Consider the following 23,753-nt stretch of genomic DNA (forward strand, 5'->3'; position numbering starts at 1 on the left):
ATGTTGCAAGTCAGTGTTTATCGTTACAACCCTGATCAGGACGCTGCGCCGTTCATGCAGGAATTCCAGGTTGATACCGGTGGTAAAGACCTGATGGTGCTGGACGTGCTGGCCCTGATCAAAGAGCAGGACGAAGGTTTCTCCTATCGTCGCTCTTGCCGTGAAGGCGTTTGCGGTTCCGACGGCATGAACATCAACGGCAAGAACGGCCTGGCGTGCGTCACGCCGCTGTCTGCCGTTGTAAAAGGTAACAAGTTGATCGTTCGTCCTCTGCCAGGTTTGCCGGTAATCCGTGACCTGGTCGTCGATATGAGCATCTTCTACAAGCAATACGAGAAGGTTAAGCCTTACCTGCAGAACGACACGCCGGCTCCGGCCATCGAGCGTCTGCAGTCCCCTGAAGAGCGTGAAAAGCTCGACGGTCTGTACGAGTGCATCCTGTGCGCCTGCTGCTCGACCTCGTGCCCGTCCTTCTGGTGGAACCCGGACAAGTTCCTGGGTCCAGCTGCCCTGCTGCAAGCGTACCGCTTCCTGGCAGACAGCCGTGACACCAAGACGTCCGAGCGTCTGGCTTCGCTGGATGACCCGTTCAGCGTATTCCGCTGCCGCGGGATCATGAACTGCGTCAACGTATGTCCGAAAGGCCTGAACCCGACTAAGGCCATCGGTCACATCCGTAACATGTTGCTCTCGAGCGGCGTGTGATTCAGCTGTAGTACCCGCTAGACCGTTGTACCCGTGGATGCTGCGGCGCAGGCTTCAACCGGCGCCGTAGTTTTAACCTGAGCAGCAGCCTATAAGGCTGCGGCTCTTATTTTGAAGAAATGAGACAAGCAGGGGCATCCGGGCTGGTACCCGGACTATCAGTGTGATCCTAGTGGCTTGTTTTGGTCGCTGCATTCGGACTTCTGCAAGTTTGCTCGGTGTCGACACCGGTGGTGTTCCCCTAACCGAGGGTGACCAAGCATGCAAGAAAGCGTGATGCAGCGCATGTGGAACAGCGCCTACCTATCCGGTAGTAACGCTGCCTATGTGGAAGAGCTCTACGAGCTCTACCTGCACGACCCTAACGCTGTGCCAGAAGAGTGGCGCACCTACTTCCAGAAGTTGCCTGCTGACGGCAACTCTGCCACCGATGTTTCGCACTCCACAATTCGCGATCATTTCGTCTTGCTGGCAAAGAACCAGCGCCGCGCCCAACCGGTTTCCGCCGGCAGCGTGAGCAGTGAGCACGAGAAGAAGCAAGTTGAAGTGCTGCGATTGATCCAGGCCTACCGTATGCGTGGCCACCAGGCAGCCCAGCTTGACCCGCTGGGGCTGTGGCAGCGTCCTGCACCTGCAGACCTGTCGATCAATCATTACGGCTTGACCAATGCCGATCTTGATACGACCTTCCGTGCCGGCGACCTGTTCATCGGCAAAGAGGAAGCGAGCCTACGCGAAATTCACGAAGCGTTGCAGCAGACATATTGCCGCACCATCGGCGCTGAGTTCACGCACATCACCGATTCCGAGCAGCGCCAGTGGTTCCAGCAGCGTCTGGAAAGCGTGCGTGGCCGTCCGACGTACTCCGCCGACATCAAGAGCCACCTGCTCGAGCGCGTGACCGCCGGTGAAGGCCTGGAAAAATACCTGGGCACCAAATACCCGGGTACCAAGCGTTTCGGCCTGGAAGGCGGCGAGAGCCTGATTCCGATGCTCGACGAGCTGATCCAGCGTTCCGGTTCCTACGGCACCAAGGAAATCGTCATCGGCATGGCCCACCGTGGCCGTCTGAACGTGCTGGTCAACACCTTCGGCAAGAACCCGCGCGAGCTGTTCGACGAGTTCGAAGGCAAGAAGAAGGTCGAGCTGGGTTCCGGTGACGTTAAATACCACCAGGGCTTCTCGTCCAACGTAATGACCACCGGCGGTGAAGTTCACCTGGCCATGGCGTTCAACCCGTCCCACCTGGAAATCGTTTCCCCGGTGGTCGAGGGTTCGGTTCGCGCCCGTCAGGATCGTCGTAACGACGTGACCGGTGAGAAGGTCCTGCCGATCTCCATCCACGGTGACGCGGCATTCGCCGGTCAAGGCGTGGTGATGGAAACCTTCCAGATGTCGCAGACCCGCGGTTTCAAGACCGGCGGTACCGTGCACATCGTGATCAACAACCAGGTTGGTTTCACCATCAGCAACCCGCTGGACTCGCGTTCCACCGAGTACGCCACCGACGTTGCGAAAATGATCCAGGCGCCGATCCTCCATGTGAATGGCGATGATCCGGAAGCCGTGTTGTTCGTGACCCAGCTGGCCATCGACTACCGCATGCAGTTCAAGCGTGACGTGGTGATCGACCTGGTCTGCTACCGTCGTCGCGGCCACAACGAGGCCGACGAGCCAAGCGGCACCCAGCCGATCATGTACCAGCAGATCACCAAGCAGCGCACCACCCGTGAGCTGTATGCCGATCGCCTGACCCAGGCCGGTGTACTCGACGCGGAGCGTGTTCAGGCCAAGGTCGACGAATACCGCAACGCGCTGGACAACGGTCTGCACGTAGTGAAAAGCCTGGTCAAAGAGCCGAACAAAGAGCTGTTCGTGGACTGGCGTCCGTATCTGGGCCACGCCTGGACCGCGCGTCACGACACTCGCTTCGACCTCAAGACCTTGCAGGAACTGTCCGCCAAGCTGCTGGAAATCCCGGAAGGCTTCGTGGTTCAGCGCCAGGTTGCGAAGATCTACGAAGACCGTCAGAAGATGCAAGCCGGCGGCCTGCCGATCAACTGGGGTTACGCCGAAACCATGGCGTACGCGACCCTGGCGTTCGAAGGTCACCCGATTCGCATGACTGGCCAGGACATCGGCCGCGGTACGTTCTCGCACCGTCATGCCGTGTTGCACAACCAGAAGGACGCGGGCACCTACGTCCCGCTGCAGAACCTGTACGACGGTCAGCCACGTTTCGACCTGTACGACTCGTTCCTGTCCGAAGAAGCGGTGCTGGCGTTCGAGTACGGTTACTCGACCACCACGCCAAATGCCCTGGTCATCTGGGAAGCCCAGTTCGGCGACTTCGCCAACGGCGCCCAGGTCGTTATCGACCAGTTCATCACCAGTGGCGAGCACAAGTGGGGCCGTCTGTGCGGTCTGACCATGCTGCTGCCGCACGGTTATGAAGGTCAGGGGCCGGAGCACTCCTCGGCTCGTCTGGAGCGTTACCTGCAGCTGTGCGCCGAGCACAACATCCAGGTGTGCATGCCGACGACGCCGGCACAGATCTACCACTTGCTGCGCCGTCAGGTGATTCGCCCGCTGCGCAAACCACTGGTAGTCCTGACTCCGAAGTCGCTGTTGCGCCACAAGCTGGCCATCTCGACCCTGGAAGATCTGGCCGAAGGTTCCTTCCAGACCGTTATCCCGGAAATCGATGCCCAAGACCCGAAAAAGGTCGAGCGCGTTGTCCTGTGTAGCGGCAAGGTCTACTACGACCTGCTGGAAAAACGTCGTGCCGAAGGCCGTGACGATATCGCCATCGTGCGTATCGAGCAGCTGTACCCATTCCCTGAGGACGACTTGAAAGAAGTCCTGGCTCCTTACACCAACGTCAAAGCTGCCGTCTGGTGCCAGGAAGAGCCGATGAACCAGGGGGCGTGGTACTGCAGCCAACACCACATGCGTCGTAGCATCAGCAACCTCAACAAGTCTCTCGTACTCGAGTACGCGGGCCGTGAGGCTTCTGCTGCACCGGCATGCGGTTACGCATCGATGCACGCTGAGCAGCAGGAAAAACTGCTGCAAGACGCCTTTACTGTTTAACGCCTTCGCGCACCTGAAACCGAATTTAAGGACCCACAGATAATGGCTATCGAAATCAAAGCCCCCACTTTCCCGGAATCGGTTGCCGATGGCACCGTTGCCACCTGGCACAAACAACCGGGCGACGCGGTCAAGCGCGACGAACTGATCGTCGACATCGAAACCGATAAAGTCGTACTGGAAGTGTTGGCGACTGCTGACGGCGTGCTGGGCGCTATCGTCAAGAACGAAGGCGACACCGTTCTGTCCGACGAAGTCCTGGGCTCCATCGAAGCGGGCGGCGCTGCTGCCGCTCCAGCCGCTGCTGCTCCGGCTGCCGCTGCTCAGGCCGCTGCTCCGGCTGCCGAAGGCGAAGACGATCCTGTTGCTGCACCGGCTGCGCGCAAGCTGGCTGAAGAAAACGGCATCAACATCGCTTCCGTTGCCGGCACCGGCAAAGGCGGTCGCGTGACCAAGGAAGACGTGGTTGCAGCCGTTGCTGCCAAGAAAGCCGCTCCGGCTGCCGCGCCTGCCAAGGCTGCCGCACCTGCCGCCGCTGCTCCTGTGTTCGCTGCAGGCGATCGCATCGAGAAGCGCGTTCCGATGACCCGCGTTCGCGCTACCGTGGCCAAGCGCCTGGTAGAAGCTCAATCGAACATGGCGATGCTGACCACTTTCAACGAAGTCGACATGACCGAAGTCATGGCCCTGCGTTCGAAGTACAAGGATCTGTTCGAGAAGTCCCACAACGGCGTACGCCTGGGCTTCATGTCGTTCTTCGTGAAAGCAGCTACCGAAGCACTGAAGCGCTTCCCGGCTGTCAACGCGTCGATCGACGGCGGCGACATCGTTTACCACGGCTACGCTGACGTCGGCGTTGCAGTTTCCAGCGATCGCGGCCTGGTTGTACCGGTTCTGCGTAACGCCGAACTGATGAGCCTGGCTGAAATCGAAGGCGGCATCGCCACTTTCGGCAAGAAAGCCCGCGACGGCAAACTGTCGATGGACGAAATGACCGGTGGTACCTTCACCATCACCAACGGCGGTACCTTCGGTTCGATGATGTCGACCCCGATCGTCAACCCGCCACAAGCCGCCATCCTGGGCATGCACAACATCATCCAGCGTCCTATGGCCATCAACGGCCAGGTCGTGATTCGTCCGATGATGTACCTGGCACTGTCCTACGATCACCGTCTGATCGATGGCAAAGAAGCTGTGACTTTCCTGGTGACCATCAAGAACCTGCTGGAAGATCCGGCTCGTCTGTTGCTGGATATCTGATAGAAGCGGCCATGAGCTGCAAGCCCGAGCTGGCGGAAAACCCGCAGCTTGGCTTGCAGCTTGCGGCTTGAAGCTTTTCGCTAAAGAGGATTTTTTGAATGTCGCAGAAATTTGACGTAGTAGTGATCGGCGCGGGCCCTGGCGGCTACGTGGCTGCCATCAAGGCCGCCCAACTGGGTCTTTCGACCGCCTGCATCGAGAAGTACACCGACAAGGAAGGCAAACTGGCTCTGGGCGGTACTTGCCTGAACGTCGGCTGCATTCCCTCCAAGGCGCTGCTGGACAGCTCCTGGAAATACAAGGAAGCCAAAGAAGGCTTCGCGATCCACGGTATCAATCACGCTGGCGTGACCATGGACGTGGGTGCAATGGTTGGCCGTAAAGCCACCATCGTCAAAGGCCTGACCTCTGGCGTTGCGACCCTGTTCAAAGCCAACGGTGTGACCTCCATCGAGGGTCACGGCAAGCTGCTGGCCGGCAAGAAAGTCGAAGTCACCAAGCCGGACGGCTCGGTAGAAATCATCGAAGCCGAAAACGTGATCCTGGCTCCAGGTTCGCGTCCGATCGACATTCCACCGGCTCCGGTCGACCAGAATGTGATCGTCGATTCGACGGGCGCCCTGGAATTCCAATCCGTACCTAAGCGTCTGGGCGTGATCGGCGCTGGCGTGATCGGTCTGGAACTGGGTTCGGTTTGGTCGCGTCTGGGTGCAGAAGTGACTGTCCTGGAAGCCCTGGACACCTTCCTGATGGCCGCTGACGCCGCTGTTTCCAAGGAAGCGCTGAAAACCCTGACGAAGCAGGGCCTGGACATCAAGCTGGGCGCTCGCGTGACCGGCTCCAAAGTGAACGGCGACGAAGTCGTTGTGAACTACACCGATGCCAAGGGCGAACAGACCATCACGTTCGACAAGCTGATCGTAGCCGTTGGTCGCCGTCCAGTGACCACTGATCTGTTGGCTACCGACTGCGGCGTGACCCTGGACGAGCGCGGTTTCGTGCACGTCGACGATCACTGCGCTACCACTGTACCGGGCGTCTACGCCATTGGTGACGTGGTTCGCGGCATGATGCTGGCGCACAAGGCGTCCGAAGAAGGCATCATGGTTGTCGAGCGCATCAAGGGCCACAAGGCCCAGATGAACTATGATTTGATCCCTTCGGTTATTTATACTCACCCGGAAATCGCGTGGGTAGGTAAAACCGAGCAGGCCTTGAAAGCTGAAGGCGTTGAAGTTAACGTCGGCACCTTCCCGTTTGCAGCCTCCGGCCGTGCCATGGCTGCCAACGACACCGGTGGTTTCGTCAAGGTCATCGCAGATGCCAAGACAGACCGCGTACTGGGCGTCCACGTGATTGGCCCAAGCGCTGCAGAACTGGTTCAGCAGGGCGCGATCGGTATGGAATTCGGCACCAGCGCTGAAGACCTGGGCATGATGGTTTTCTCCCATCCGACCCTGTCTGAAGCCTTGCACGAAGCTGCTCTGGCAGTGAATGGCGGCGCCATCCACATCGCCAACCGCAAGAAGCGTTAAGACAATAAGAAACCACGGCGGTTTGGCCCGTCGTGAGCCTTGCATGCAAGACTCACCGCGGAATATCCGCTGGACGCAGTCTTGCGTAGCTGCACCGGTTGTCCGGAAAGGCTACGCAAGCAGCAGTCACAGGTGGTGCGGCACTTGAACAAGTGCAGCACCGAATGCGCAGTACCTAACGAAGACGGTAATAAGCATGAATCTTCACGAGTATCAGGGTAAGCAGCTGTTCGCTGAGTACGGCCTGCCAGTTTCCACTGGTTACGCAGTAGACACCCCAGAAGCAGCAGCAGAAGCTTGCGACAAAATCGGCGGCAGCGAGTGGGTTGTCAAAGCCCAGGTCCACGCCGGTGGTCGCGGTAAAGCGGGCGGCGTCAAGCTGGTTCGCAGCAAAGAAGACGCCAAAGCCTTCGCACAGCAGTGGCTGGGCAAGCGTCTGGTGACTTACCAGACTGACGCCAATGGCCAGCCAGTCACCAAGATCCTGGTTGAATCGTGCACTGATATCGCTAAAGAGCTGTACCTGGGCGCTGTCGTTGACCGTTCGAGCCGTCGTATCGTGTTCATGGCTTCCACCGAAGGTGGCGTGGACATCGAGAAAATCGCTCACGACACTCCAGAAAAAATTCTGAAAGCCACTATCGATCCACTGGTTGGCGCTCAGCCATTCCAGGGTCGCGAGCTGGCATTCCAGCTGGGTCTGGAAGGCAAGCAGGTTGCTCAGTTCGCCAAGATCTTCGTAGGTCTGGCCAAGCTGTTCAAGGATCACGACCTGGCGCTGCTGGAAGTGAACCCGCTGGTGATCAAGGCTGACGGCGATCTGCACTGCCTGGACGCCAAGATCAACATCGACGCCAACGCCATGTACCGTCAGCCTAAGCTGAAGACTTTCCACGATCCGTCGCAAGACGATCCGCGCGAAGCGCACGCTGCCAAGTTCGAACTGAACTACGTAGCGCTGGAAGGCAACATCGGTTGCATGGTCAACGGTGCTGGCCTGGCCATGGGTACCATGGACATCGTCAACCTGCATGGCGGCAAGCCAGCCAACTTCCTCGACGTGGGCGGCGGCGCTACCAAAGAACGCGTTACCGAAGCTTTCAAGATCATTCTGTCCGACACCAACGTCGCTGCAGTACTGGTTAACATCTTCGGCGGCATCGTTCGTTGCGACATGATTGCCGAAGGCATCATCGGTGCAGTGAAAGAAGTCGGCGTGAAAATCCCGGTTGTTGTTCGCCTTGAAGGCAACAACGCTGAGCTGGGCGCTAAAGTACTGGCAGAAAGCGGTTTGAACATCATCGCTGCTACCAGCCTGACCGACGCTGCTCAACAAGTTGTCAAAGCTGCGGAGGGCAAATAATGAGCGTCCTGATCAATAAAGACACCAAAGTTATCTGCCAGGGTATTACCGGTTCGCAAGGTAGTTTCCACACCCAGCAAGCCATCGAATACGGCACCAAAATGGTTGGTGGCGTTACTCCTGGCAAAGGCGGCACCGAGCACCTGGGGCTGCCAGTGTTCAACACCGTTAAAGACGCAGTAGAAGCCACTGGCGCTACCGCTTCCGTGATCTACGTTCCGGCTCCTTTCTGCAAAGATTCGATCCTGGAAGCTGCCTTCGGCGGCATCAAGCTGATCGTTTGCATCACCGAAGGCATTCCTACCCTGGACATGCTGGACGCTAAAGTTAAGTGCGACGAGCTGGGCGTAGTCCTGATCGGCCCTAACTGCCCAGGCGTTATCACTCCGGGCGAGTGCAAGATCGGCATCATGCCAGGTCACATTCACTTGCCAGGCAAGGTCGGTATCGTTTCGCGTTCCGGCACCCTGACCTACGAAGCTGTGAAGCAGACTACTGACGCCGGTTTCGGTCAGTCGACTTGCGTCGGCATCGGTGGTGACCCGATCCCGGGTTCGAACTTCATCGACATCCTGAAGCTGTTCCAGGAAGACCCGAAGACCGAAGCGATCGTGATGATCGGTGAGATCGGCGGTTCGGCTGAAGAAGAAGCGGCTGCCTACATCAAGGCACACGTGACCAAGCCGGTTGTTTCCTACATCGCTGGTGTGACTGCTCCTCCGGGCAAGCGCATGGGCCATGCTGGCGCAATCATCTCTGGCGGCAAAGGCACTGCAGACGAGAAATTCGCTGCTCTGCAAGACGCAGGCGTTAAAACCGTGCGTTCGCTGGCAGACATCGGCAAGGCCCTGGCCGAGCTGACTGGTTGGGCTGTCAAGTAAGCCTCGCGCTTAGCTGACGCTTCACCAAACAAAGGCCACCTTCGGGTGGCCTTTGTCGTTTCCGGATTTGCGTAGAGGGTGCCGGCCTCTTCGCGAGCAAGCCCGCTCCCACAGTTGATCGCGTTCCAATGTGGGAGCGGGCTTGCTCGCGAAGACGGACTTACAGGCGACAACCATTTACATGCATAAATGCGACACGGAAATGTCGTGTATCGGATAGTCCGCCCTCTAACAGTGCGTTTACCGCCCAAATTCGTTAGGATACGCGCCATTTTTGCGTCCGCGGCCCACAAGGCTGCAACGCGCTAAAAGGGTTGGTCCCATACGGACCGACAGCATTTCCCTCACCCATAGGGAAATCCCTCTCTAAATTCCGATTCAGTAGTGTGGTATTTCCTTAATGAAAGTGTTGAAAGGCCAGGACATCCTGGCACTTGGTTTTATGACGTTTGCCCTGTTCGTCGGGGCTGGCAACATCATCTTCCCGCCTATCGTCGGTTTGCAGTCCGGGCCTCACGTCTGGATGGCGGCGCTGGGCTTTCTGATCACCGCGGTCGGCCTGCCCGTGGTCACCGTCGTCGCCCTGGCCAAGGTCGGCGGCGCCATGGATGCCCTGAGCAGCCCGATCGGCAAGATCGCCGGTGGCCTGCTCGCGGCGGCCTGCTACCTGGCTGTCGGCCCGCTGTTCGCCACCCCGCGTACCGCGACCGTGTCGTTCGAAGTCGGCCTGGCGCCCCTGACCGGCGAAAGCCCGCTGGCGCTGTTCCTCTACAGTTCCGTGTACTTCCTGGTGGTGTTCTTCATCTCGCTGTACCCGGGCCGTTTGCTCGATACCGTCGGGCGCTTCCTCGCGCCGCTGAAGATCATTGCCCTGGCCGCGCTCGGCATCGCCGCGTTCGCGTTGCCGGCGGGTGACATTGGCCATGCAACGCCGGAATACGTGGCGGCGCCGTTCTCCCAGGGCTTCATCAATGGTTACCTGACCATGGATACCCTCGGTGCACTGGTGTTCGGCATCGTCATCGTCAATGCCATCCGCTCGCGCGGCGTCGAGTCGCCGGCGTTGATCACGCGTTACGCGATCATTGCCGGCTTGATTGCCGGCGTGGGCCTAGCGCTGGTCTACATCAGCCTGTTCCGCCTGGGTTCGGGTAGCCATGAAGTCGCTGCTGGTGCCACCAATGGCGCGGCCGTGTTGCACGCCTACGTGCAGTACACCTTCGGCTCCCTGGGCAGCGGTTTCCTCGCCGTCCTGATCTCTCTGGCCTGCCTGGTCACGGCGGTCGGCCTGACCTGTGCCTGCGCCGAGTACTTCAGCCGGGTGCTGCCACTGTCCTACAAGACGCTGGTGATCATCCTCGCGGCGTTCTCCCTGCTGGTGTCCAACCTGGGCCTGACCAAGCTGATCGCGTTCTCGATCCCGGTACTGACCGCGATCTACCCACCGTGCATCGCCCTGGTGGCCCTGAGCTTCTGCAAGGACTTCTGGCATGAACAAGGCCGCATCGTCGGCCCGGTGATGCTGGTGTCGTTCATCTTCGGCCTGATCGATGCCCTCAAGGGCGCCGGCCTGGCGGACTGGATGCCGACGCAACTGTCGCACCTGCCGCTCAGCGAGCAAGGCCTGGCGTGGCTGGTGCCGTCGGTGATGACCCTGGTGGTAGCGGTGGTTTGCGACCGTCTGCTGGGCAAGCGCGAAGAAGCGCTGGCTTAAGCGTTGCCGGCCCGCCACGAGCGGGCTTGCAGGCAAAAACAGAAATGCCCCGTATCAATCGATACGGGGCATTTTTTTATGGGGAGATGCGGTGCCTTTTCTTCTGCGCTAACGTCGAAAGACTGCGCAATCCAATTGTAGGAGCGAGCTTGCTCGCGAAGGACGCGAATCATGGCGCGTGTTTTCTGGATAAACGCGTTGCTCTCAGGTTCTTCGCGAGCAAGCTCGCTCCTACAAGGGGTATCGGTGTACCAGCCACTCCATCACAAGGACCTGCATGTCGTTCATCCAAGCCAACCTGATCCACATCCTCGCGGCCATCTGGTTCGTCATCTGCTGGGGCGGTTACACCCGCTATGCGACCTGGAAGGGCCGTGACACGGCCTGCCTGGCCAGCGTGCTGCACCTGTATCGCGAAGACTGGATGCGCCGCATGCTCCTGCGTGACAACCGCATCGCCGATGCCAGCGTGATCGGCAACCTGGAGCGCAATGCGTCGTTCTTTGCCTCCAGCACCCTCATTATCCTGGCCGGTATTCTCACGGTCCTTGGGGCGTCGGAAAGGGCGGTGTCGTTGCTGGCGGATATCCCGATGGTGCAGCAGGCGTCCCAGGGGATGTCGGAGATCAAGTTGCTGTGTTTGGCGCTGGTGTTCGTTTATGCATTTTTTACCTTCAGCTGGTGCATGCGCCAGTACAACTTCGCCGCCATCCTGGTGGGCTCGGCCCCCATGGTCGGTGAGCGTCATGTGTCGGAGCAGGAGCGCAAAGCCTTTGCCAATCGGGCAGCCCGGGTTATTTCCATGGCCGCCAACCAGTTCAACTTCGGCCTGCGCTCTTACTATTTCGGCATGACCATGCTGGCCTGGTTCGTCAGCCCCTGGTTGTTCATGTTGATGAGTGCCGGCGTGGTGTTCGTGCTGTATCGCCGCGAGTTTCACTCCGACGTTCTCGATGTGATGGTCTATACCCCTACAGAGGCGCCATTGCCCGAGGTGAATAAAGAGGCCGCTTGATGAGTATTCCATTCTGGTGCGTGTTTATCAGTGCCGTACTGATTTACGTGGCGCGCATGCCCGTGACCACGGCCATGAAAGAGCAGGGCGGTTACAACAATCACCTGCCGCGCCAACAGCAGGCGCAACTCACGGGGTTGGGTGCGCGCGCGGTGGCGGCGCATCAGAACAGTTTCGAGGCCTTCATATTGTTTGCGGTGGGGGTGTTGATGGCTCACACCACACAAACGGCGGGTTGGCTGATCGACTCGCTGGCGATCATCTTTGTGGTTACACGAGTCCTTTACCTGCTGTGTTATTGGAAAGACCTGGCCTGGCAACGCAGCCTGGTCTGGCTGGTGGGTTTGATCTGTTCCTTGTTGCTGATGATTAGTCCGACTTTTCGAACGATTTTGCTCTAGCGAATAAATCGCAGGCAAAAGAAAACCCGCACTTGGCGGGTTTTCTTTACCACGCTAAAAACCGGATCAGTTTTTAGGCGCGGCTTCTTTTGCTGCGGCTTCGTTCGATTCAGCCTGAGCTTTGGCGGCTTCGGCATTTTCTTTTGCAGCGTCGTTCACTTTATCCTGAGCTTTGTTCATGTCTTGCTGTGCTTGCTCAGCATGTTCGGCGGCATCTTGAGCTTTGTCCTCGGATTTTTTATCGCAAGCAGCGAGACCGAGGGAAGCGGTCAACATCAAGGCAATAGCAAAAGTCTTACGCATGGGGTGTTTCTCCTTGTGGAAAAGATCTATCTGGCCTTAAGAGCCTTGGCGTCATGGTTAAGTTCCACAAATTATTTCAGATATATAAGTTTGTTCTAGCGCGGAACCTTTACCTGGCTCTCTACTTCACTGCCAACTAAACAAGAGTCTTTATCAACATGGCCGAAAACCCCGTTTTTGAGCGTGCGACACGGTTCCTGTCGGCGCTGCGACATTGTTCGGTGCTCGGGTTGCGGGTTCACAGCGCCGGCGCCGAAGGGCTGACCGTAGTGCTGCCATACAGCCCGCAGATCGTCGGCAACCCCCAGACCGGGGTAATTCACGGCGGCGCCCTGACCACCTTGATGGACACCGCCTGTGGCATGTCTACCCTCTGCGTACTGCCTGAGTTCGAAGTCTGCCCGACCCTCGACCTGCGCATCGACTACATGCACGCTGCCGAACCGCATAAGGATGTCTATGGCTTCGCCCAGTGCTATCGGGTGACCACCGACGTGATTTTCGCCCGCGGATTTGCCTATCAGGATGACCCGGAGCAGCCCATTGCTCATGTCGTGGGCACTTTCATGCGCATGGGCAAGGGCATCAAGGGGACCAAGGGTTTTGGCGGCGTGATTGCCGGAGGTGCGAAGTGAGCGAGTCGTTCAAGGAGCAACTGCAACAGGCCCATGAGCAGGGCGAGTACGCGCCGTTGTTGAGCCTGATTCCCTACGCCGGATTGATCGGTGTCGAATGCTCGCGGGTGGGGGACGAGCTGCTGTTTCGCCTGCCGGCCAACAAGGACAACATCGGCAACCCGTTGTTGCCGGCCATCCATGGCGGCGTGATCGCCGGTTTCATGGAGCTTTCCGCCGCGCTGCACCTGCTGGTGGCGACCGGTTCGCCGGGCGTGCCGAAGATCATCGACTTCTCCCTCGATTACCTGCGCGCCGGGCAGTTTCGCGATACCTGGGCCCGTTGCCAGGTGTGTCGCCAGGGGCGCCGGGTCGCCAACGTGGCGATTACCGCCTGGCAAAGCACCGAAGCGGAACCCATCGCCACGGCCCGGGCGCATTTCAAACTCGATGAGCCCTTGAAATCCTGAATGCTGCCCCCAACTCTGATGACAACCCGCCGCCGACCCTGAAGGTCGCGGCTTATGCCATCTGATTGGAGTTTGATGACCATGAGTGTGGAAACTCAAAAGGAAACCCTGGGCTTCCAGACCGAGGTGAAGCAACTGCTGCACCTCATGATCCATTCGCTGTATTCCAACAAGGAAATTTTCCTTCGCGAACTGATCTCGAACGCCTCTGACGCTGTAGACAAATTACGTTTCGAAGCCTTGGCCAAGCCAGAGCTGCTGGAAGGCGGCGCCGAACTGAAAATCCGCGTGAGCTTCGACAAGGACGCCAAGACCGTCACCCTCGAAGACAACGGCATCGGCATGAGCCGCGAAGACGCGATCACCCACCTGGGCACCATCGCCAAGTCGGGCACCGCCGATTTCATGAAACACCTGACCGGCGACCAGAAGAAAGATTCGCACCTGATCGGCCAGTTCGGTGTCGGTTTCTACTCCGCATTCATCGTCGCTGACAAAGTCGACGTGTACAGCCGTCGTGCCGGCAGCGCTGCCAGCGAAGGCGTGCACTGGTCGTCCAAAGGTGAGGGCGATTTCGAAGTCGCCACCATCGACAAGGCTGACCGTGGCACTCGCATCGTCCTGCACCTGAAGTCCGGTGAAGACGAGTTCGCCGATGGCTGGCGTCTGCGCAACATCATCAAGAAGTACTCCGACCACATCGCCTTGCCGATCGAGTTGCCGAAAGAAGTGGCAGCCGTGGAAGGCGAGGAGAAGCCTGCCGTTGAATGGGAAACCGTCAACCGCGCCAGCGCCCTGTGGACTCGCCCTCGCACTGAAGTGAAGGACGAGGAATACCAGGAGTTCTACAAGCACATCGCCCACGATTTCGAAAACCCGCTGAGCTGGAGCCACAACAAGGTTGAAGGCAAGCTGGAATACAGCTCGCTGCTGTACGTGCCGGCCCGTGCGCCATTCGACCTGTACCAGCGTGAAGCACCGAAAGGTCTGAAGCTGTACGTGCAGCGCGTGTTCGTCATGGATCAGGCCGAGTCTTTCCTGCCGCTGTACCTGCGCTTCATCAAAGGCGTGGTCGACTCCAACGACCTGTCGCTGAACGTGTCGCGGGAAATCCTGCAGAAAGACCCGATCATCGACTCCATGAAGTCGGCGCTGACCAAGCGCGTTCTGGATATGCTGGAAAAACTGGCGAAGAACGACCCAGAGCAATACAAAGGCTTCTGGAAAAACTTCGGCCAGGTCATGAAAGAAGGCCCGGCAGAAGACTTCGCCAACAAAGAGAAAATCGCCGGCCTGTTGCGTTTTGCATCGACCATCGGTGATGACGGCGAACAGGTAGTCGGCCTGGCCGAGTACCTGGCACGCACCAAGGAAGGTCAGGACAAGATCTACTACCTGACCGGCGAAACCTACGCACAGGTCAAGAACAGCCCGCACCTGGAAGTCTTCCGCAAGAAAGGCATCGAAGTGCTGCTGCTGACTGACCGTATCGACGAGTGGCTGATGAGCTACCTGAGCGATTTCGACGGCAAGAGCTTTGTCGACGTGGCGCGCGGTGACCTGGACCTGGGCAACCTGGACTCGGAAGAGGACAAGAAAGCCGCGGAAGAAGTCGCCAAGTCCAAGGAAGGTCTGGTCGAGCGTCTGAAGACCGCGCTGGGCGAATCCGTGGCTGAAGTACGGGTATCCCATCGCCTGACCGACTCCCCGGCGATCCTGGCCATCGGCGAGCAGGACCTGGGCCTGCAGATGCGTCAGATCCTCGAAGCCAGCGGGCAGAAGGTTCCGGATTCGAAGCCGATCTTCGAATTCAACCCGGCTCACCCACTGATCGAGAAGCTCGACAACGAGCAGAGCGACGAGCGCTTTGGCGATCTGTCGCACATCCTCTTCGATCAGGCGGCCCTGGCGGCCGGCGACAGCTTGAAAGACCCGGCGGCCTATGTGCGTCGTCTGAACAAGCTATTGGTTGAGCTGTCGGCTTAACTTCGTTGTAGAAAAACCCGCTTCGGCGGGTTTTTTCATTCTGGTGTAAAAAAATCAGGAGTCAGAAATGAGCCAAATCACTGTACGTTCTGTTGCCTATCAGATTGATGGCCAATCCTACGAAAGCCGGCTGGCGTTCGACGCTGACCACAAAGGTCCGCGTCCGGGCCTGTTGATGGCGCCGAACTGGATGGGCGTCGGTGCCGGTGCCGAGGAGATCGCCAAGTTGGTCGCGGTCAAGGGCTACGTGGTGCTGATCGCGGATCTCTATGGTCAATCGGTTCGTCCGCAGAACAACGATGAGGCAGGCGCGGCAATGATGCCGCTGAAGAATGACCGGCCGTTGCTGCGCAAGCGCATGCAGGTGGCGTTCGAACAGTTGCAAAGCCAGGGTGAGGCCGCTGTCGATACGTCGAAACTGGCCACGTTCGGTTTCTGTTTCGGTGGTTGCTGCGCGCTGGAGTTTGCGCGTACGGGTGCGCCCGTGAAGGCGGCGGTGTCGTTCCACGGTACGCTGGATACTCCGGACGTCAATGATGCGAAAAACATCAAGGGCTCGGTATTGGTGCTGCACGGTGCTTCCGATCCGTTGGTGCCTAAGGAGCAACTGCCGGCTTTCGAGGATGAAATGAATGCCGCGGGCGTGGATTGGCAGCTGCTGAGCTACGGCGGCGCGTTCCACTCGTTTACCGATCCCCATGCGAACGTACCGGGCATGATGATGTACGACGCCAAGGTCGCCGCTCGTGCCTTCACTTCGATGCACAATCTGCTGGATGAAGTGTTCAAGGGCTGATTGCGATAGTGCCGGCCTCTTCGCGAGCAAGCCCGCTCCCACATTGGAATGCGGTCAACCGTGGGAGCGGGCTTGCTCGCGAAGGCGATGTGAAATTCACAAAAAGTCTTAAGGAAGTTCGATCCGCTCAACTTCCCCCGGCACCGTCGGCCAATCTCCGGCCGCCCAACGCCGGCGCGCTTCATCGATGGCTGCCGGGTCGCTCGCCACGAAATTCCAGTTGATCCGCCGCGGCCCATCCAGCGGCGCACCCCCGAACACCACCGCATGACTGTCGCTCTCGGCGAACAACGTCATCTCTTCCCCAGCCGGCAACACCACCAGCGAATGCGGCTCTACCGTCTCGCCATCCAGCTGCACGTCACCGCTCAAGACATACAGCGCGCGCTCTTCATGCTCGGTAGGAATCAGCAGGGTTGTCGCCGTTTGCAGGTTCAATTCGGCATACAGCGTCGGAGAAAGCACCGGAACCGGCGATTCGAGGCAAAAGCCCGAGCCGGCGATCATGCGGATCTTCACCCCGAGGTTTTCGCTGACCGGCAGCGTGGCAGCGGGGTGGTGGCTGTAGTGTCCGGGGCCCTGTTCCTTGTCTTTGGGAGAAGCCAGCCAGATCTGCAAACCGTGCATCGTAAAGCCGCTGTCTTTTAGCGCGTCGGGCGTGCGCTCGACATGAGCGATGGCGCTGCCGGCGGTCATCCAGCTGACATCCCCGGCATTGACCACCTGGTCCGAACCGAGGCTGTCCTTGTGTTGCAGCTGGCCTTCAAACAGGTAGGTGAGTGTGGAGAGACCGATATGTGGATGCTGGCGGATGTTCATGCCCGTGCCCGCGGCATAACGGGTTTCGAGCATGTGGTCGAAAAACACGAAGGGCCCGACATTGCGGCATTTGGCAGACGGTAACGGGCGAAGAATCGGCTGGCCTTCGACATCTTCGGCGCGGGGGCGGATCACGAGCGGAGTGTTCATGGTGCGTTCCAGGCTGAGCGGGTAATGCGTCGAGCATAACCCGCTTGCGCAGCCCTTGCCGCTATTGGCTGAACGCGCCTTCGGCCAGATGGGTTTCGATGCTGACTTCACTGCTGGTCATCAGCTTGTGCACCGGGCAACGATCGGCCACCCGGTGCAGCTCATCGCGCTGGGCGTCGGTGAGCACGCCCTTGAGGGTCAGTTTCACATGCAGGGCATATTTGCCTTTCTGCTCTTCACTGTTGTCGCGTTTGACCTCCACACCAACACCGGTCAGCGGAATGTCCTTTTTCTTCGCGTACATCTTCAAGGTCAAGGCTTTGCAGGCGCCCAGCGCTGCGTCGAAATAATCATGAGGCTCTGGCGCGCTGCCTTCGCCACCGGCGGAGACGGGAGCGTCGGCAAACAACTCGTGGTCATCGATCTGGACAGTATGGCGAAGACCTTCGGCGGAAACGGTGTTGACGGTAACAGTCATGGGAAACCTCGCAGGCAGCAGGGAAAGTCATTCGATCAAAAAAGACCTTGAAGGTATAGAGCATTGCGCCAGTTGTGCGTTCCTTTAAAAGATCGCAGCCTTCGGCAGCTCCTACAAGAGACCGAATTCCCGTGTAGGAGCTGCCGAAGGCTGCGATCTTTTGATCTTAAAAAAAGCCCCGCAAGTGCGGGGCTCCTTCAAACATATGAGTATCAGCTGCCTTTAACCGGCTTGCCGTTCACGGTGCCGTCCAGGAGCATGATGTTGTACTCCTTGCCGTCGGTCTCGACCTGTTGCAGGCGAACCAGGAGGTAATCCCAATCCTTGGCGAACCACAGCACGGTGATGCGCTTGCTTTGTGTCGGATCGCGGACGCGCTCGACCTTGATCGCATCGATCTGGCCAGCCTTGGTTTCGACTTTTTCCGAACCCAGCACGCGGAAGTCATAGGTATCGACTTCGCCATCATCGACAACCTGATAGCTCATGCTTTTCTTGCCGGCGGCCACGTCATGCTGCAGCGCCAGCTGGTAGGTGGATTTGTCGAGCATGCCGCGGTTGAGGGCAATATTGACCGCGTCGCCACGATCGGTGCCGGTGACCTTCTTGGCGGTCCAGTCGAAGTCCAGGTCAGCCTTCTTGGCTTTGCCCAGGCCACCGCGTTCGAAGTGGTAGGACTGTGGCAGCAAGGTGTCCTTGTCGACAGTCAGGGTGCTTTCTTCGGACAGGCTGGCGATCATCATCGACGCCTTGAAGTTGAGCTTCCAGACGCCGTTGGCTTCCTTGGTCAGGCTGCGTTCAGCCGTGCCGCTCATGGGCAACTGCTTCCAGTCGGCGGTGTAGCTGGCGGAGAAAGGTTGAAGGTCTGCAGCCTGTGCGAAGGGCAAGGCGAGCAGAGCGCAAGCGAAGAGCAGGGCGCGACGCATAAAATCTCCTAGGTTCGAATCAAGTGGCCGCTGGGCGCAAGCAACTGTCCATCCAGTAAAGCACCTTGTTCGCCGAGGGATAACCGGCCTTCGGCAAACCAGCGTACGGCCATGGGGTAGATCAGGTGTTCCTGTACATGGACCCGCTGCGCCAGACTCTGCGGCGAGTCATGCAACTCTACCGGTATTACTGCTTGTACGACCAGTGGTCCGCCATCGAGTTCCTCGGTGACGAAGTGCACGGAGCAGCCGTGTTCAGCGTCGCCGGCCTCCAGCGCGCGCTGATGAGTGTGTAACCCTTTGTATTTGGGTAGCAGCGAGGGATGGATATTGAGCAGGCGGCCCGCGTAGTGGCGCACGAAGTCAGCGCTTAGAATGCGCATGAACCCGGCCAGGACCACGAGTTTGGGCTTGAAGGTGTCGATCAGTTCGATCAGCGCGGCGTCGAAGGCCTCGCGGCCCTCGAAAGCCTTGTGATCCAGGGTGCGGGTGTCGATACCCGCGTCCCTGGCGCGTTGCAGGCCATAGGCATCGGCGCGGTTGGAAATCACCGCAGCGACGCGGACCGGGCTGTCGCCGGTCCGCGTGCTGTCGATCAAGGCCTGCAAGTTACTGCCGGTGCCGGATAGCAGCACCACAACATCACAGGTGGCTGACATTAATGAGCCTTGAGGTTCTTCAGTTCAACCTGGGCAGCGCCTTCGGCAGCGGTGGCGATCTGACCGATGACCCAAGGCTGCTCGCCAGCCTCACGCAGCACATTCAGTGCGGTTTCCACGTGCTCTTGAGCCACGCAGATAACCATGCCCACGCCGCAGTTCAGCACGCGGTGCATTTCGTTTTCGTCGACGTTGCCTTTTTCCTGCAGCCAGTCGAACACCGCCGGGCGGGTCCAGCTTGCTACGTCAACCACCGCTTGTGCGCCTTTTGGCAGAACGCGCGGGATGTTGTCCAGCAGGCCGCCACCGGTGATGTGGGCCATGGCTTTGACGGCGCCGGTTTCCTTGATCAGCTTGAGCAGCGGCTTCACGTAGATACGGGTCGGGGCCATCAGCAGGTCGGTCAGCGGCTTGCCGTCGAGCTGGATATTCTCGATGTCGGCAGCGGACACTTCGATGATCTTGCGGATCAGCGAGTAGCCGTTGGAGTGCGGACCCGAAGAAGGCAGGGCGAGCAGGGCATCGCCGGCAGCGACTTTGGAACCGTCGATGATTTCGGATTTTTCCACGACGCCGACGCAGAAGCCGGCCAGGTCGTAGTCTTCGCCTTCGTACATGCCTGGCATTTCAGCGGTTTCGCCGCCCACCAGGGAGCAACCGGACAGTTCGCAGCCAGCACCGATGCCGGTCACGACCTGGGTCGCGGTTTCTACGTTGAGTTTGCCGGTGGCGTAGTAGTCGAGGAAGAACAGCGGCTCGGCGCCGCACACCACCAGGTCGTTGACGCACATGGCAACCAGGTCGATGCCGATGCTGTCGTGCTTGTTCAGGTTCAATGCCAGGCGCAGCTTGGTGCCGACGCCGTCGGTACCGGAAACCAGCACGGGCTGCTTGTAGCCGGCCGGGATTTCGCAGAGGGCGCCAAAACCGCCCAGGCCGCCCATGACTTCCGGGCGCGCAGTGCGCTTGGCGACGCTCTTGATGCGTTCGACCAATGCTTCACCGGCGTCGATGTCTACACCGGCGTCCTTGTAGCTCAGGGAGGGTTGCTTGCTCATGATCCAGGCCTTTAGGGGGGATTTCTGGGTAACGACCGAGTCCAGCGGGACCGCCGACATCGACGAAGGTGATTGCCTCACGCGATATTCGAGGGTGCCCGGCTGTTGCCGGTCTGCGAAGGCGCGCGATTTTATCAGGCTTGACGGTCAGCGGCCATCCTCAGGCCGACGGCAGGGGGCATATCGGCCGAAAAAAAACCGCCATCGCCCCCTGTGGCTGACATCCTGCTCGCCTGCACAAGTTGTCGTCATTAACCGTCTATCGTTATCACAGTGCGAAAACTTACCCAGGGCGTGTGAATGTTTTGCGTCGGGCGAGGGTCACAGCCTTGTTCGTTCGTCTTCATGCGGTCTGTTCCAGCCGCTTTTGTCCTCAGGAATCTTCCATGGGTTTTTGTAAATTCTTGTTTGTGGGCTGCTTGTCAGTGGTCAGCCTTGTCAGCCAGGCTGAAACCGTCAAAGGCCTTTATCAGGTGCGCGAACCGGTCAACGGCCAGTCGGCGCAAGAGCGTGACGAAGCGACACAACGGGCGCTCGATACGCTGGTCTTGCGCCTCACTGGCGATCCCAAGGCACCCCAGAATCCCGGGCTGGCGGCGGTTCGCAAAGACCCGCAGCAAATCATCAGCCAGTACGGCTTCGAGGCCGGCCCGCCGGAAGTGTTGAAAGTCGATTTCGACCCGGGTACCACTGAGCAGGCCTTGCGCCGGGCCGGGCTGGCGATGTGGGGCGCCAATCGGCCGTCGATCCTGGGCTGGTGGTTGAACGACTACACCGAGGGCGCGAGCCTGGTGGGTGATGGCCAGGCCGGTGCGACGCCACTGCGCCGCGCTGCGCAGCACCGTGGTCTGCCCCTGCGTCTACCGCTGGCGGACCTCAACGAACAGATCGTCGCCACCGCGCCGAATCTGGAAAGTACTGATCCGTCGGCCCTGCGCAACGCATCGCAGCGTTACAATGCCGACGCCTTGCTGGCGGTGCATGCCCGGGAAGAGGGCGGCCAATGGCAAGCCAAGTGGCAATTGTGGCTGGGCGATCAGAAAGAGGCGGGCAGTGCCCAGGGCGCCGATCAGGCCGCTTTGGCCGACGCGGTGATGCTGGCGGTGAACCAGCGACTGGCGCCGCGATTTGTCGCCAAGCCGGGGTCTTCTGCCGCGCAGTTGCTCGAAGTCCAGGGCATGAACCTGGAGCGTTATGCGAGCCTTGGGCGTTTACTCGAGCCTTTCGGGGGGCGTCCGCAAAGTGTCGACGGCGACCGGATTCTTTACCGGGTCAATGGCAGTACCGATCAATTGCGCGCGCAGTTGTCGCTGGCAAAATTGCAGGAGGTCACGGCAGATCAGGCGCCGGCACCGGTGCCAGCGGTTCCGGTCCAGCCTGTAGCCGGTGGTTCGGCCCCTGCGGTCGCGCCTGCGCCGGCACCGACGCCGCAATTGCGTTTCCGCTGGTAGGATTTTCTTTCTTTATATAGCAGCAATGGAGTGGTACATGGCCGATACGCGGCGTTGGTTCTGGTTGGGTGGAGTGCTCTTGCTCTGCGCGTTTATCTGGCTGTTGCACCCGATCCTCACGCCGTTCCTGGTGGCGTTGTTGTTGGCCTATCTGTTTGACCCCCTGGTGGATCGGCTGGAAAAGGCCGGCCTGTCACGCACCTGGGGCGTGATCGCGGTATTTGCCCTGTTCACCCTGATCTTCACCACGCTGTTGCTGGTGTTGGTGCCGATGCTCGCCAAGCAGCTGTTTCGCTTGTATGAGCTGGCGCCGCAGATGCTCGATTGGCTGCAGCACACGGCATTGCCATGGACGCAGTCGAAGTTTGGCTTGTCGGAAGGCTTCTGGAGGTTCGACAAGCTCAAGGCGGCGATCAGCGAGCACATGGGGCAGACCACCGACATCGTTGGTGTGGTCCTGACCCAGGCGACGGCGTCGGGCCTGGCGTTGATAGCCTTGCTGGCGAACCTGGTGCTGATTCCGGTGGTGAGTTTCTACCTGCTGCGGGACTGGGATTTGATGGTGGCGAAGATCCGCAGCCTGCTGCCGCGGGACCGCGAAGAGCAGGCGGTGTCACTGGCCGAAGAGTGCCATGAGGTACTCGGCGCCTTCATACGCGGGCAATTGCTGGTAATGGTCGCCTTGGGCGTGATCTACGCCGCGGGCCTGATGTTGGTGGGCCTGGAGTTGGGCCTGTTGATCGGGATGATTGCCGGGCTGGCGGCCATCGTGCCGTACATGGGCTTCATCATTGGTATTGGCGCAGCGCTGATTGCCGGTCTGTTCCAGTTTGGTGGCGATTTGTATCCCATGATGGGCATTGTCGCAGTGTTCATGGTCGGTCAAGCGCTGGAGGGCATGGTGCTGACGCCATTGCTGGTGGGGGACCGCATCGGTCTGCATCCGGTGGCGGTGATCTTCGCGATTCTGGCCGGGGGCGAGCTGTTCGGGTTTACCGGCGTTTTGCTGGCACTGCCGGTGGCGGCGGTGATCATGGTGCTGCTGCGCCATGTGCATGATTTGTATAAGGATTCTGGTATGTACAGTGGTGTTGACGAACCCGAGCTATAGACGGGGTCACGGGCAGCCCGGATAGACCCCGGCGGGCTGCCCACAGCGCCAAAGAATCTGTCATAAAACCGGTGCGCTAACGCAAACCTTTGATTTTGCTTGTGGTCTGTCGCATTGTGCGGTCGGCCTCACGGGTATAAACTTCGCAAACTTTACACAGAGGCCACTAACGGTTCCTTTGGAACTGTTCAGTCAGCATGAAACCGATTCAGCTGCCCCTAGGTGTGCGTCTGCGTGACGACGCCACCTTCATCAACTACTACCCAGGCGCCAATGCCGCTGCACTCGGCTATGTCGAACGTCTGTGCGAAGCCGACGCCGGCTGGACCGAAAGCCTGATTTACCTTTGGGGCAAGCACGGGGTAGGGCGCACGCATCTGTTGCAGGCCGCGTGCCTGCGTTTCGAACAGATGGGCGAACCGGCGGTTTACCTGCCGCTGGCCGAGTTGATGGATCGCGGCATCGAAATCCTCGACAACCTCGAGCAATACGAGCTGGTCTGCCTGGACGACCTGCAGGCGGTGGCCGGCAAGGCTGACTGGGAAGAGGCGTTGTTTCACCTGTTCAATCGACTGCGCGACAGTGGTCGGCGCCTGCTGATTGCCGCATCGACTTCGCCCCGCGAGCTGCCGGTAAAGCTGGCTGACCTCAAGTCGCGCCTGACCCTGGCGCTGATCTTCCAGATGCGCCCACTCTCCGACGAAGACAAGCTGCGCGCCCTGCAACTGCGCGCGTCACGTCGCGGCCTGCACCTGACCGACGAAGTCGGGCACTTTATCCTGACTCGCGGTACCCGCAGCATGAGCGCGCTGTTCGAACTGCTCGAGCAACTCGACCAGGCCTCTCTTCAAGCCCAGCGCAAGCTGACCATTCCTTTCCTTAAAGAGACCTTGGGCTGGTAGCCAAGGCCCTGTAAATTCAAGGCCCACAGCGATATATCGAATATTTCGGACGGCAGAAAA

Annotated in this window: 22 protein-coding genes; 16 read left to right on the plus strand and 6 right to left on the minus strand. The window is 59.3% G+C overall.

Annotated features, from left to right (window positions below; genetic code table 11):
- The 9 genes from SOP95_RS26260 (at position 1) to SOP95_RS26300 (ending at position 11,970) form a co-directional block, all read left to right on the plus strand.
- The gene (locus SOP95_RS26260) at positions 1 to 705 is read left to right on the plus strand and encodes a succinate dehydrogenase iron-sulfur subunit (protein WP_008063297.1); all 705 of its coding nucleotides are present in this window, start codon (positions 1 to 3) and stop codon (positions 703 to 705) included.
- Positions 706 to 966: 261 nt separating this feature from the next.
- Positions 967 to 3,798, plus strand: coding sequence for a 2-oxoglutarate dehydrogenase E1 component (locus SOP95_RS26265; RefSeq protein ID WP_274074899.1), 2,832 nt, complete (start codon positions 967 to 969; stop codon positions 3,796 to 3,798).
- 42 nt (positions 3,799 to 3,840) lie between these two features.
- The gene (gene odhB, locus SOP95_RS26270) at positions 3,841 to 5,061 is read left to right on the plus strand and encodes a 2-oxoglutarate dehydrogenase complex dihydrolipoyllysine-residue succinyltransferase (RefSeq protein ID WP_046819378.1); all 1,221 of its coding nucleotides are present in this window, start codon (positions 3,841 to 3,843) and stop codon (positions 5,059 to 5,061) included.
- A gap of 98 nt (positions 5,062 to 5,159) precedes the next feature.
- Complete coding sequence (lpdA, locus tag SOP95_RS26275; protein WP_323608817.1) at positions 5,160 to 6,596, plus strand: dihydrolipoyl dehydrogenase; 1,437 nt, start codon at positions 5,160 to 5,162, stop codon at positions 6,594 to 6,596.
- Between the two features lie 196 nt (positions 6,597 to 6,792).
- Positions 6,793 to 7,959 (plus strand): ADP-forming succinate--CoA ligase subunit beta, encoded by a 1,167-nt coding sequence (sucC, locus tag SOP95_RS26280; RefSeq protein ID WP_007919879.1) that lies wholly within the window; start codon positions 6,793 to 6,795, stop codon positions 7,957 to 7,959.
- Complete coding sequence (gene sucD / locus SOP95_RS26285) at positions 7,959 to 8,840, plus strand: succinate--CoA ligase subunit alpha (protein WP_008082972.1); 882 nt, start codon at positions 7,959 to 7,961, stop codon at positions 8,838 to 8,840. Before sucC ends, sucD begins: the two co-directional genes overlap by 1 nt.
- Before the next feature lie 400 nt (positions 8,841 to 9,240).
- A complete protein-coding gene (gene brnQ / locus SOP95_RS26290) occupies positions 9,241 to 10,554 on the plus strand; it encodes a branched-chain amino acid transport system II carrier protein (RefSeq protein WP_323608819.1) in 1,314 nt (437 codons plus the stop codon).
- 277 nt (positions 10,555 to 10,831) lie between these two features.
- Positions 10,832 to 11,569, plus strand: a complete 738-nt coding sequence (locus SOP95_RS26295) for a DUF599 domain-containing protein (protein ID WP_180202787.1) — start codon at positions 10,832 to 10,834, stop codon at positions 11,567 to 11,569.
- Entirely contained in the window at positions 11,569 to 11,970 is a 402-nt protein-coding gene (locus SOP95_RS26300) for an MAPEG family protein (protein WP_323608821.1), read from the plus strand. The genes SOP95_RS26295 and SOP95_RS26300 overlap by 1 nt, the downstream gene beginning before the upstream one ends.
- A gap of 66 nt (positions 11,971 to 12,036) precedes the next feature.
- On the opposite strand, the gene SOP95_RS26305 is transcribed toward SOP95_RS26300, so the two are convergent.
- Positions 12,037 to 12,273, minus strand: coding sequence for a hypothetical protein (locus SOP95_RS26305; protein ID WP_046819383.1), 237 nt, complete (start codon positions 12,271 to 12,273; stop codon positions 12,037 to 12,039).
- 158 nt (positions 12,274 to 12,431) lie between these two features.
- On the opposite strand from SOP95_RS26305, the gene SOP95_RS26310 reads away from it, so the two are divergent.
- The 4 genes from SOP95_RS26310 to SOP95_RS26325 all read left to right on the plus strand — a co-directional run bounded on the left by SOP95_RS26310 (position 12,432) and on the right by SOP95_RS26325 (position 16,139).
- A complete protein-coding gene (locus tag SOP95_RS26310) occupies positions 12,432 to 12,908 on the plus strand; it encodes a PaaI family thioesterase (RefSeq protein ID WP_274074902.1) in 477 nt (158 codons plus the stop codon).
- The gene (locus SOP95_RS26315; RefSeq protein WP_323608822.1) at positions 12,905 to 13,357 is read left to right on the plus strand and encodes a PaaI family thioesterase; all 453 of its coding nucleotides are present in this window, start codon (positions 12,905 to 12,907) and stop codon (positions 13,355 to 13,357) included. Before SOP95_RS26310 ends, SOP95_RS26315 begins: the two co-directional genes overlap by 4 nt.
- A gap of 81 nt (positions 13,358 to 13,438) precedes the next feature.
- Positions 13,439 to 15,343, plus strand: coding sequence for a molecular chaperone HtpG (htpG, locus tag SOP95_RS26320; RefSeq protein ID WP_323608823.1), 1,905 nt, complete (start codon positions 13,439 to 13,441; stop codon positions 15,341 to 15,343).
- A gap of 67 nt (positions 15,344 to 15,410) precedes the next feature.
- A complete protein-coding gene (locus SOP95_RS26325; protein WP_323608824.1) occupies positions 15,411 to 16,139 on the plus strand; it encodes a dienelactone hydrolase family protein in 729 nt (242 codons plus the stop codon).
- A gap of 108 nt (positions 16,140 to 16,247) precedes the next feature.
- Here SOP95_RS26325 and SOP95_RS26330 read toward each other — a convergent pair whose 3' ends face one another.
- The 5 genes from SOP95_RS26330 to purM all read right to left on the minus strand — a co-directional run bounded on the left by SOP95_RS26330 (position 16,248) and on the right by purM (position 20,229).
- Positions 16,248 to 17,108, minus strand: coding sequence for a pirin family protein (locus SOP95_RS26330; protein WP_323608825.1), 861 nt, complete (start codon positions 17,106 to 17,108; stop codon positions 16,248 to 16,250).
- A gap of 61 nt (positions 17,109 to 17,169) precedes the next feature.
- Positions 17,170 to 17,586, minus strand: coding sequence for an OsmC family protein (locus SOP95_RS26335; RefSeq protein ID WP_323608826.1), 417 nt, complete (start codon positions 17,584 to 17,586; stop codon positions 17,170 to 17,172).
- Positions 17,587 to 17,798: 212 nt separating this feature from the next.
- A complete protein-coding gene (locus SOP95_RS26340; RefSeq protein WP_274074908.1) occupies positions 17,799 to 18,512 on the minus strand; it encodes a DUF3108 domain-containing protein in 714 nt (237 codons plus the stop codon).
- Positions 18,513 to 18,520: 8 nt separating this feature from the next.
- Positions 18,521 to 19,171 carry a phosphoribosylglycinamide formyltransferase gene (gene purN, locus SOP95_RS26345; protein WP_323608827.1) on the minus strand — a complete coding sequence of 217 codons (651 nt, stop codon included), beginning with the start codon at positions 19,169 to 19,171 and terminating at the stop codon, positions 18,521 to 18,523.
- Complete coding sequence (gene purM / locus SOP95_RS26350; RefSeq protein ID WP_274074910.1) at positions 19,171 to 20,229, minus strand: phosphoribosylformylglycinamidine cyclo-ligase; 1,059 nt, start codon at positions 20,227 to 20,229, stop codon at positions 19,171 to 19,173. Before purM ends, purN begins: the two co-directional genes overlap by 1 nt.
- A gap of 386 nt (positions 20,230 to 20,615) precedes the next feature.
- Between purM and SOP95_RS26355 the strand changes: the two genes are divergently transcribed.
- The 3 genes from SOP95_RS26355 (at position 20,616) to hda (ending at position 23,693) form a co-directional block, all read left to right on the plus strand.
- Positions 20,616 to 21,680 carry a DUF2066 domain-containing protein gene (locus SOP95_RS26355; RefSeq protein WP_323608828.1) on the plus strand — a complete coding sequence of 355 codons (1,065 nt, stop codon included), beginning with the start codon at positions 20,616 to 20,618 and terminating at the stop codon, positions 21,678 to 21,680.
- 37 nt (positions 21,681 to 21,717) lie between these two features.
- A complete protein-coding gene (locus SOP95_RS26360) occupies positions 21,718 to 22,791 on the plus strand; it encodes an AI-2E family transporter (protein WP_274074912.1) in 1,074 nt (357 codons plus the stop codon).
- A gap of 197 nt (positions 22,792 to 22,988) precedes the next feature.
- Entirely contained in the window at positions 22,989 to 23,693 is a 705-nt protein-coding gene (gene hda / locus SOP95_RS26365) for a DnaA regulatory inactivator Hda (protein ID WP_008063324.1), read from the plus strand.
- Positions 23,694 to 23,753 lie beyond the last annotated feature (60 nt).

The sequence above is a fragment of the Pseudomonas sp. YuFO8 genome (assembly GCF_035065025.1).
Classification (GTDB): Bacteria; Pseudomonadota; Gammaproteobacteria; order Pseudomonadales; family Pseudomonadaceae; genus Aquipseudomonas; species Aquipseudomonas putida_AE.

What these genes read in the sequence shown, in the direction of transcription:
- SOP95_RS26335 (WP_323608826.1), bottom strand. Translation starts at nt 17,586, where the DNA reads ATGACTGTTACCGTCAACACCGTTTCCGCCGAAGGTCTTCGCCATACT.
- SOP95_RS26325 (WP_323608824.1), top strand. Translation starts at nt 15,411, where the DNA reads ATGAGCCAAATCACTGTACGTTCTGTTGCCTATCAGATTGATGGCCAA.
- SOP95_RS26355 (WP_323608828.1), top strand. Translation starts at nt 20,616, where the DNA reads ATGGGTTTTTGTAAATTCTTGTTTGTGGGCTGCTTGTCAGTGGTCAGC.
- SOP95_RS26265 (WP_274074899.1), top strand. Translation starts at nt 967, where the DNA reads ATGCAAGAAAGCGTGATGCAGCGCATGTGGAACAGCGCCTACCTATCC.
- SOP95_RS26300 (WP_323608821.1), top strand. Translation starts at nt 11,569, where the DNA reads ATGAGTATTCCATTCTGGTGCGTGTTTATCAGTGCCGTACTGATTTAC.
- lpdA (WP_323608817.1), top strand. Translation starts at nt 5,160, where the DNA reads ATGTCGCAGAAATTTGACGTAGTAGTGATCGGCGCGGGCCCTGGCGGC.
- htpG (WP_323608823.1), top strand. Translation starts at nt 13,439, where the DNA reads ATGAGTGTGGAAACTCAAAAGGAAACCCTGGGCTTCCAGACCGAGGTG.
- sucC (WP_007919879.1), top strand. Translation starts at nt 6,793, where the DNA reads ATGAATCTTCACGAGTATCAGGGTAAGCAGCTGTTCGCTGAGTACGGC.
- hda (WP_008063324.1), top strand. Translation starts at nt 22,989, where the DNA reads ATGAAACCGATTCAGCTGCCCCTAGGTGTGCGTCTGCGTGACGACGCC.
- purN (WP_323608827.1), bottom strand. Translation starts at nt 19,171, where the DNA reads ATGTCAGCCACCTGTGATGTTGTGGTGCTGCTATCCGGCACCGGCAGT.
- SOP95_RS26330 (WP_323608825.1), bottom strand. Translation starts at nt 17,108, where the DNA reads ATGAACACTCCGCTCGTGATCCGCCCCCGCGCCGAAGATGTCGAAGGC.
- SOP95_RS26340 (WP_274074908.1), bottom strand. Translation starts at nt 18,512, where the DNA reads ATGCGTCGCGCCCTGCTCTTCGCTTGCGCTCTGCTCGCCTTGCCCTTC.
- SOP95_RS26360 (WP_274074912.1), top strand. Translation starts at nt 21,718, where the DNA reads ATGGCCGATACGCGGCGTTGGTTCTGGTTGGGTGGAGTGCTCTTGCTC.
- SOP95_RS26260 (WP_008063297.1), top strand. Translation starts at nt 1, where the DNA reads ATGTTGCAAGTCAGTGTTTATCGTTACAACCCTGATCAGGACGCTGCG.
- purM (WP_274074910.1), bottom strand. Translation starts at nt 20,229, where the DNA reads ATGAGCAAGCAACCCTCCCTGAGCTACAAGGACGCCGGTGTAGACATC.
- SOP95_RS26295 (WP_180202787.1), top strand. Translation starts at nt 10,832, where the DNA reads ATGTCGTTCATCCAAGCCAACCTGATCCACATCCTCGCGGCCATCTGG.
- brnQ (WP_323608819.1), top strand. Translation starts at nt 9,241, where the DNA reads ATGAAAGTGTTGAAAGGCCAGGACATCCTGGCACTTGGTTTTATGACG.
- SOP95_RS26310 (WP_274074902.1), top strand. Translation starts at nt 12,432, where the DNA reads ATGGCCGAAAACCCCGTTTTTGAGCGTGCGACACGGTTCCTGTCGGCG.
- SOP95_RS26305 (WP_046819383.1), bottom strand. Translation starts at nt 12,273, where the DNA reads ATGCGTAAGACTTTTGCTATTGCCTTGATGTTGACCGCTTCCCTCGGT.
- odhB (WP_046819378.1), top strand. Translation starts at nt 3,841, where the DNA reads ATGGCTATCGAAATCAAAGCCCCCACTTTCCCGGAATCGGTTGCCGAT.
- sucD (WP_008082972.1), top strand. Translation starts at nt 7,959, where the DNA reads ATGAGCGTCCTGATCAATAAAGACACCAAAGTTATCTGCCAGGGTATT.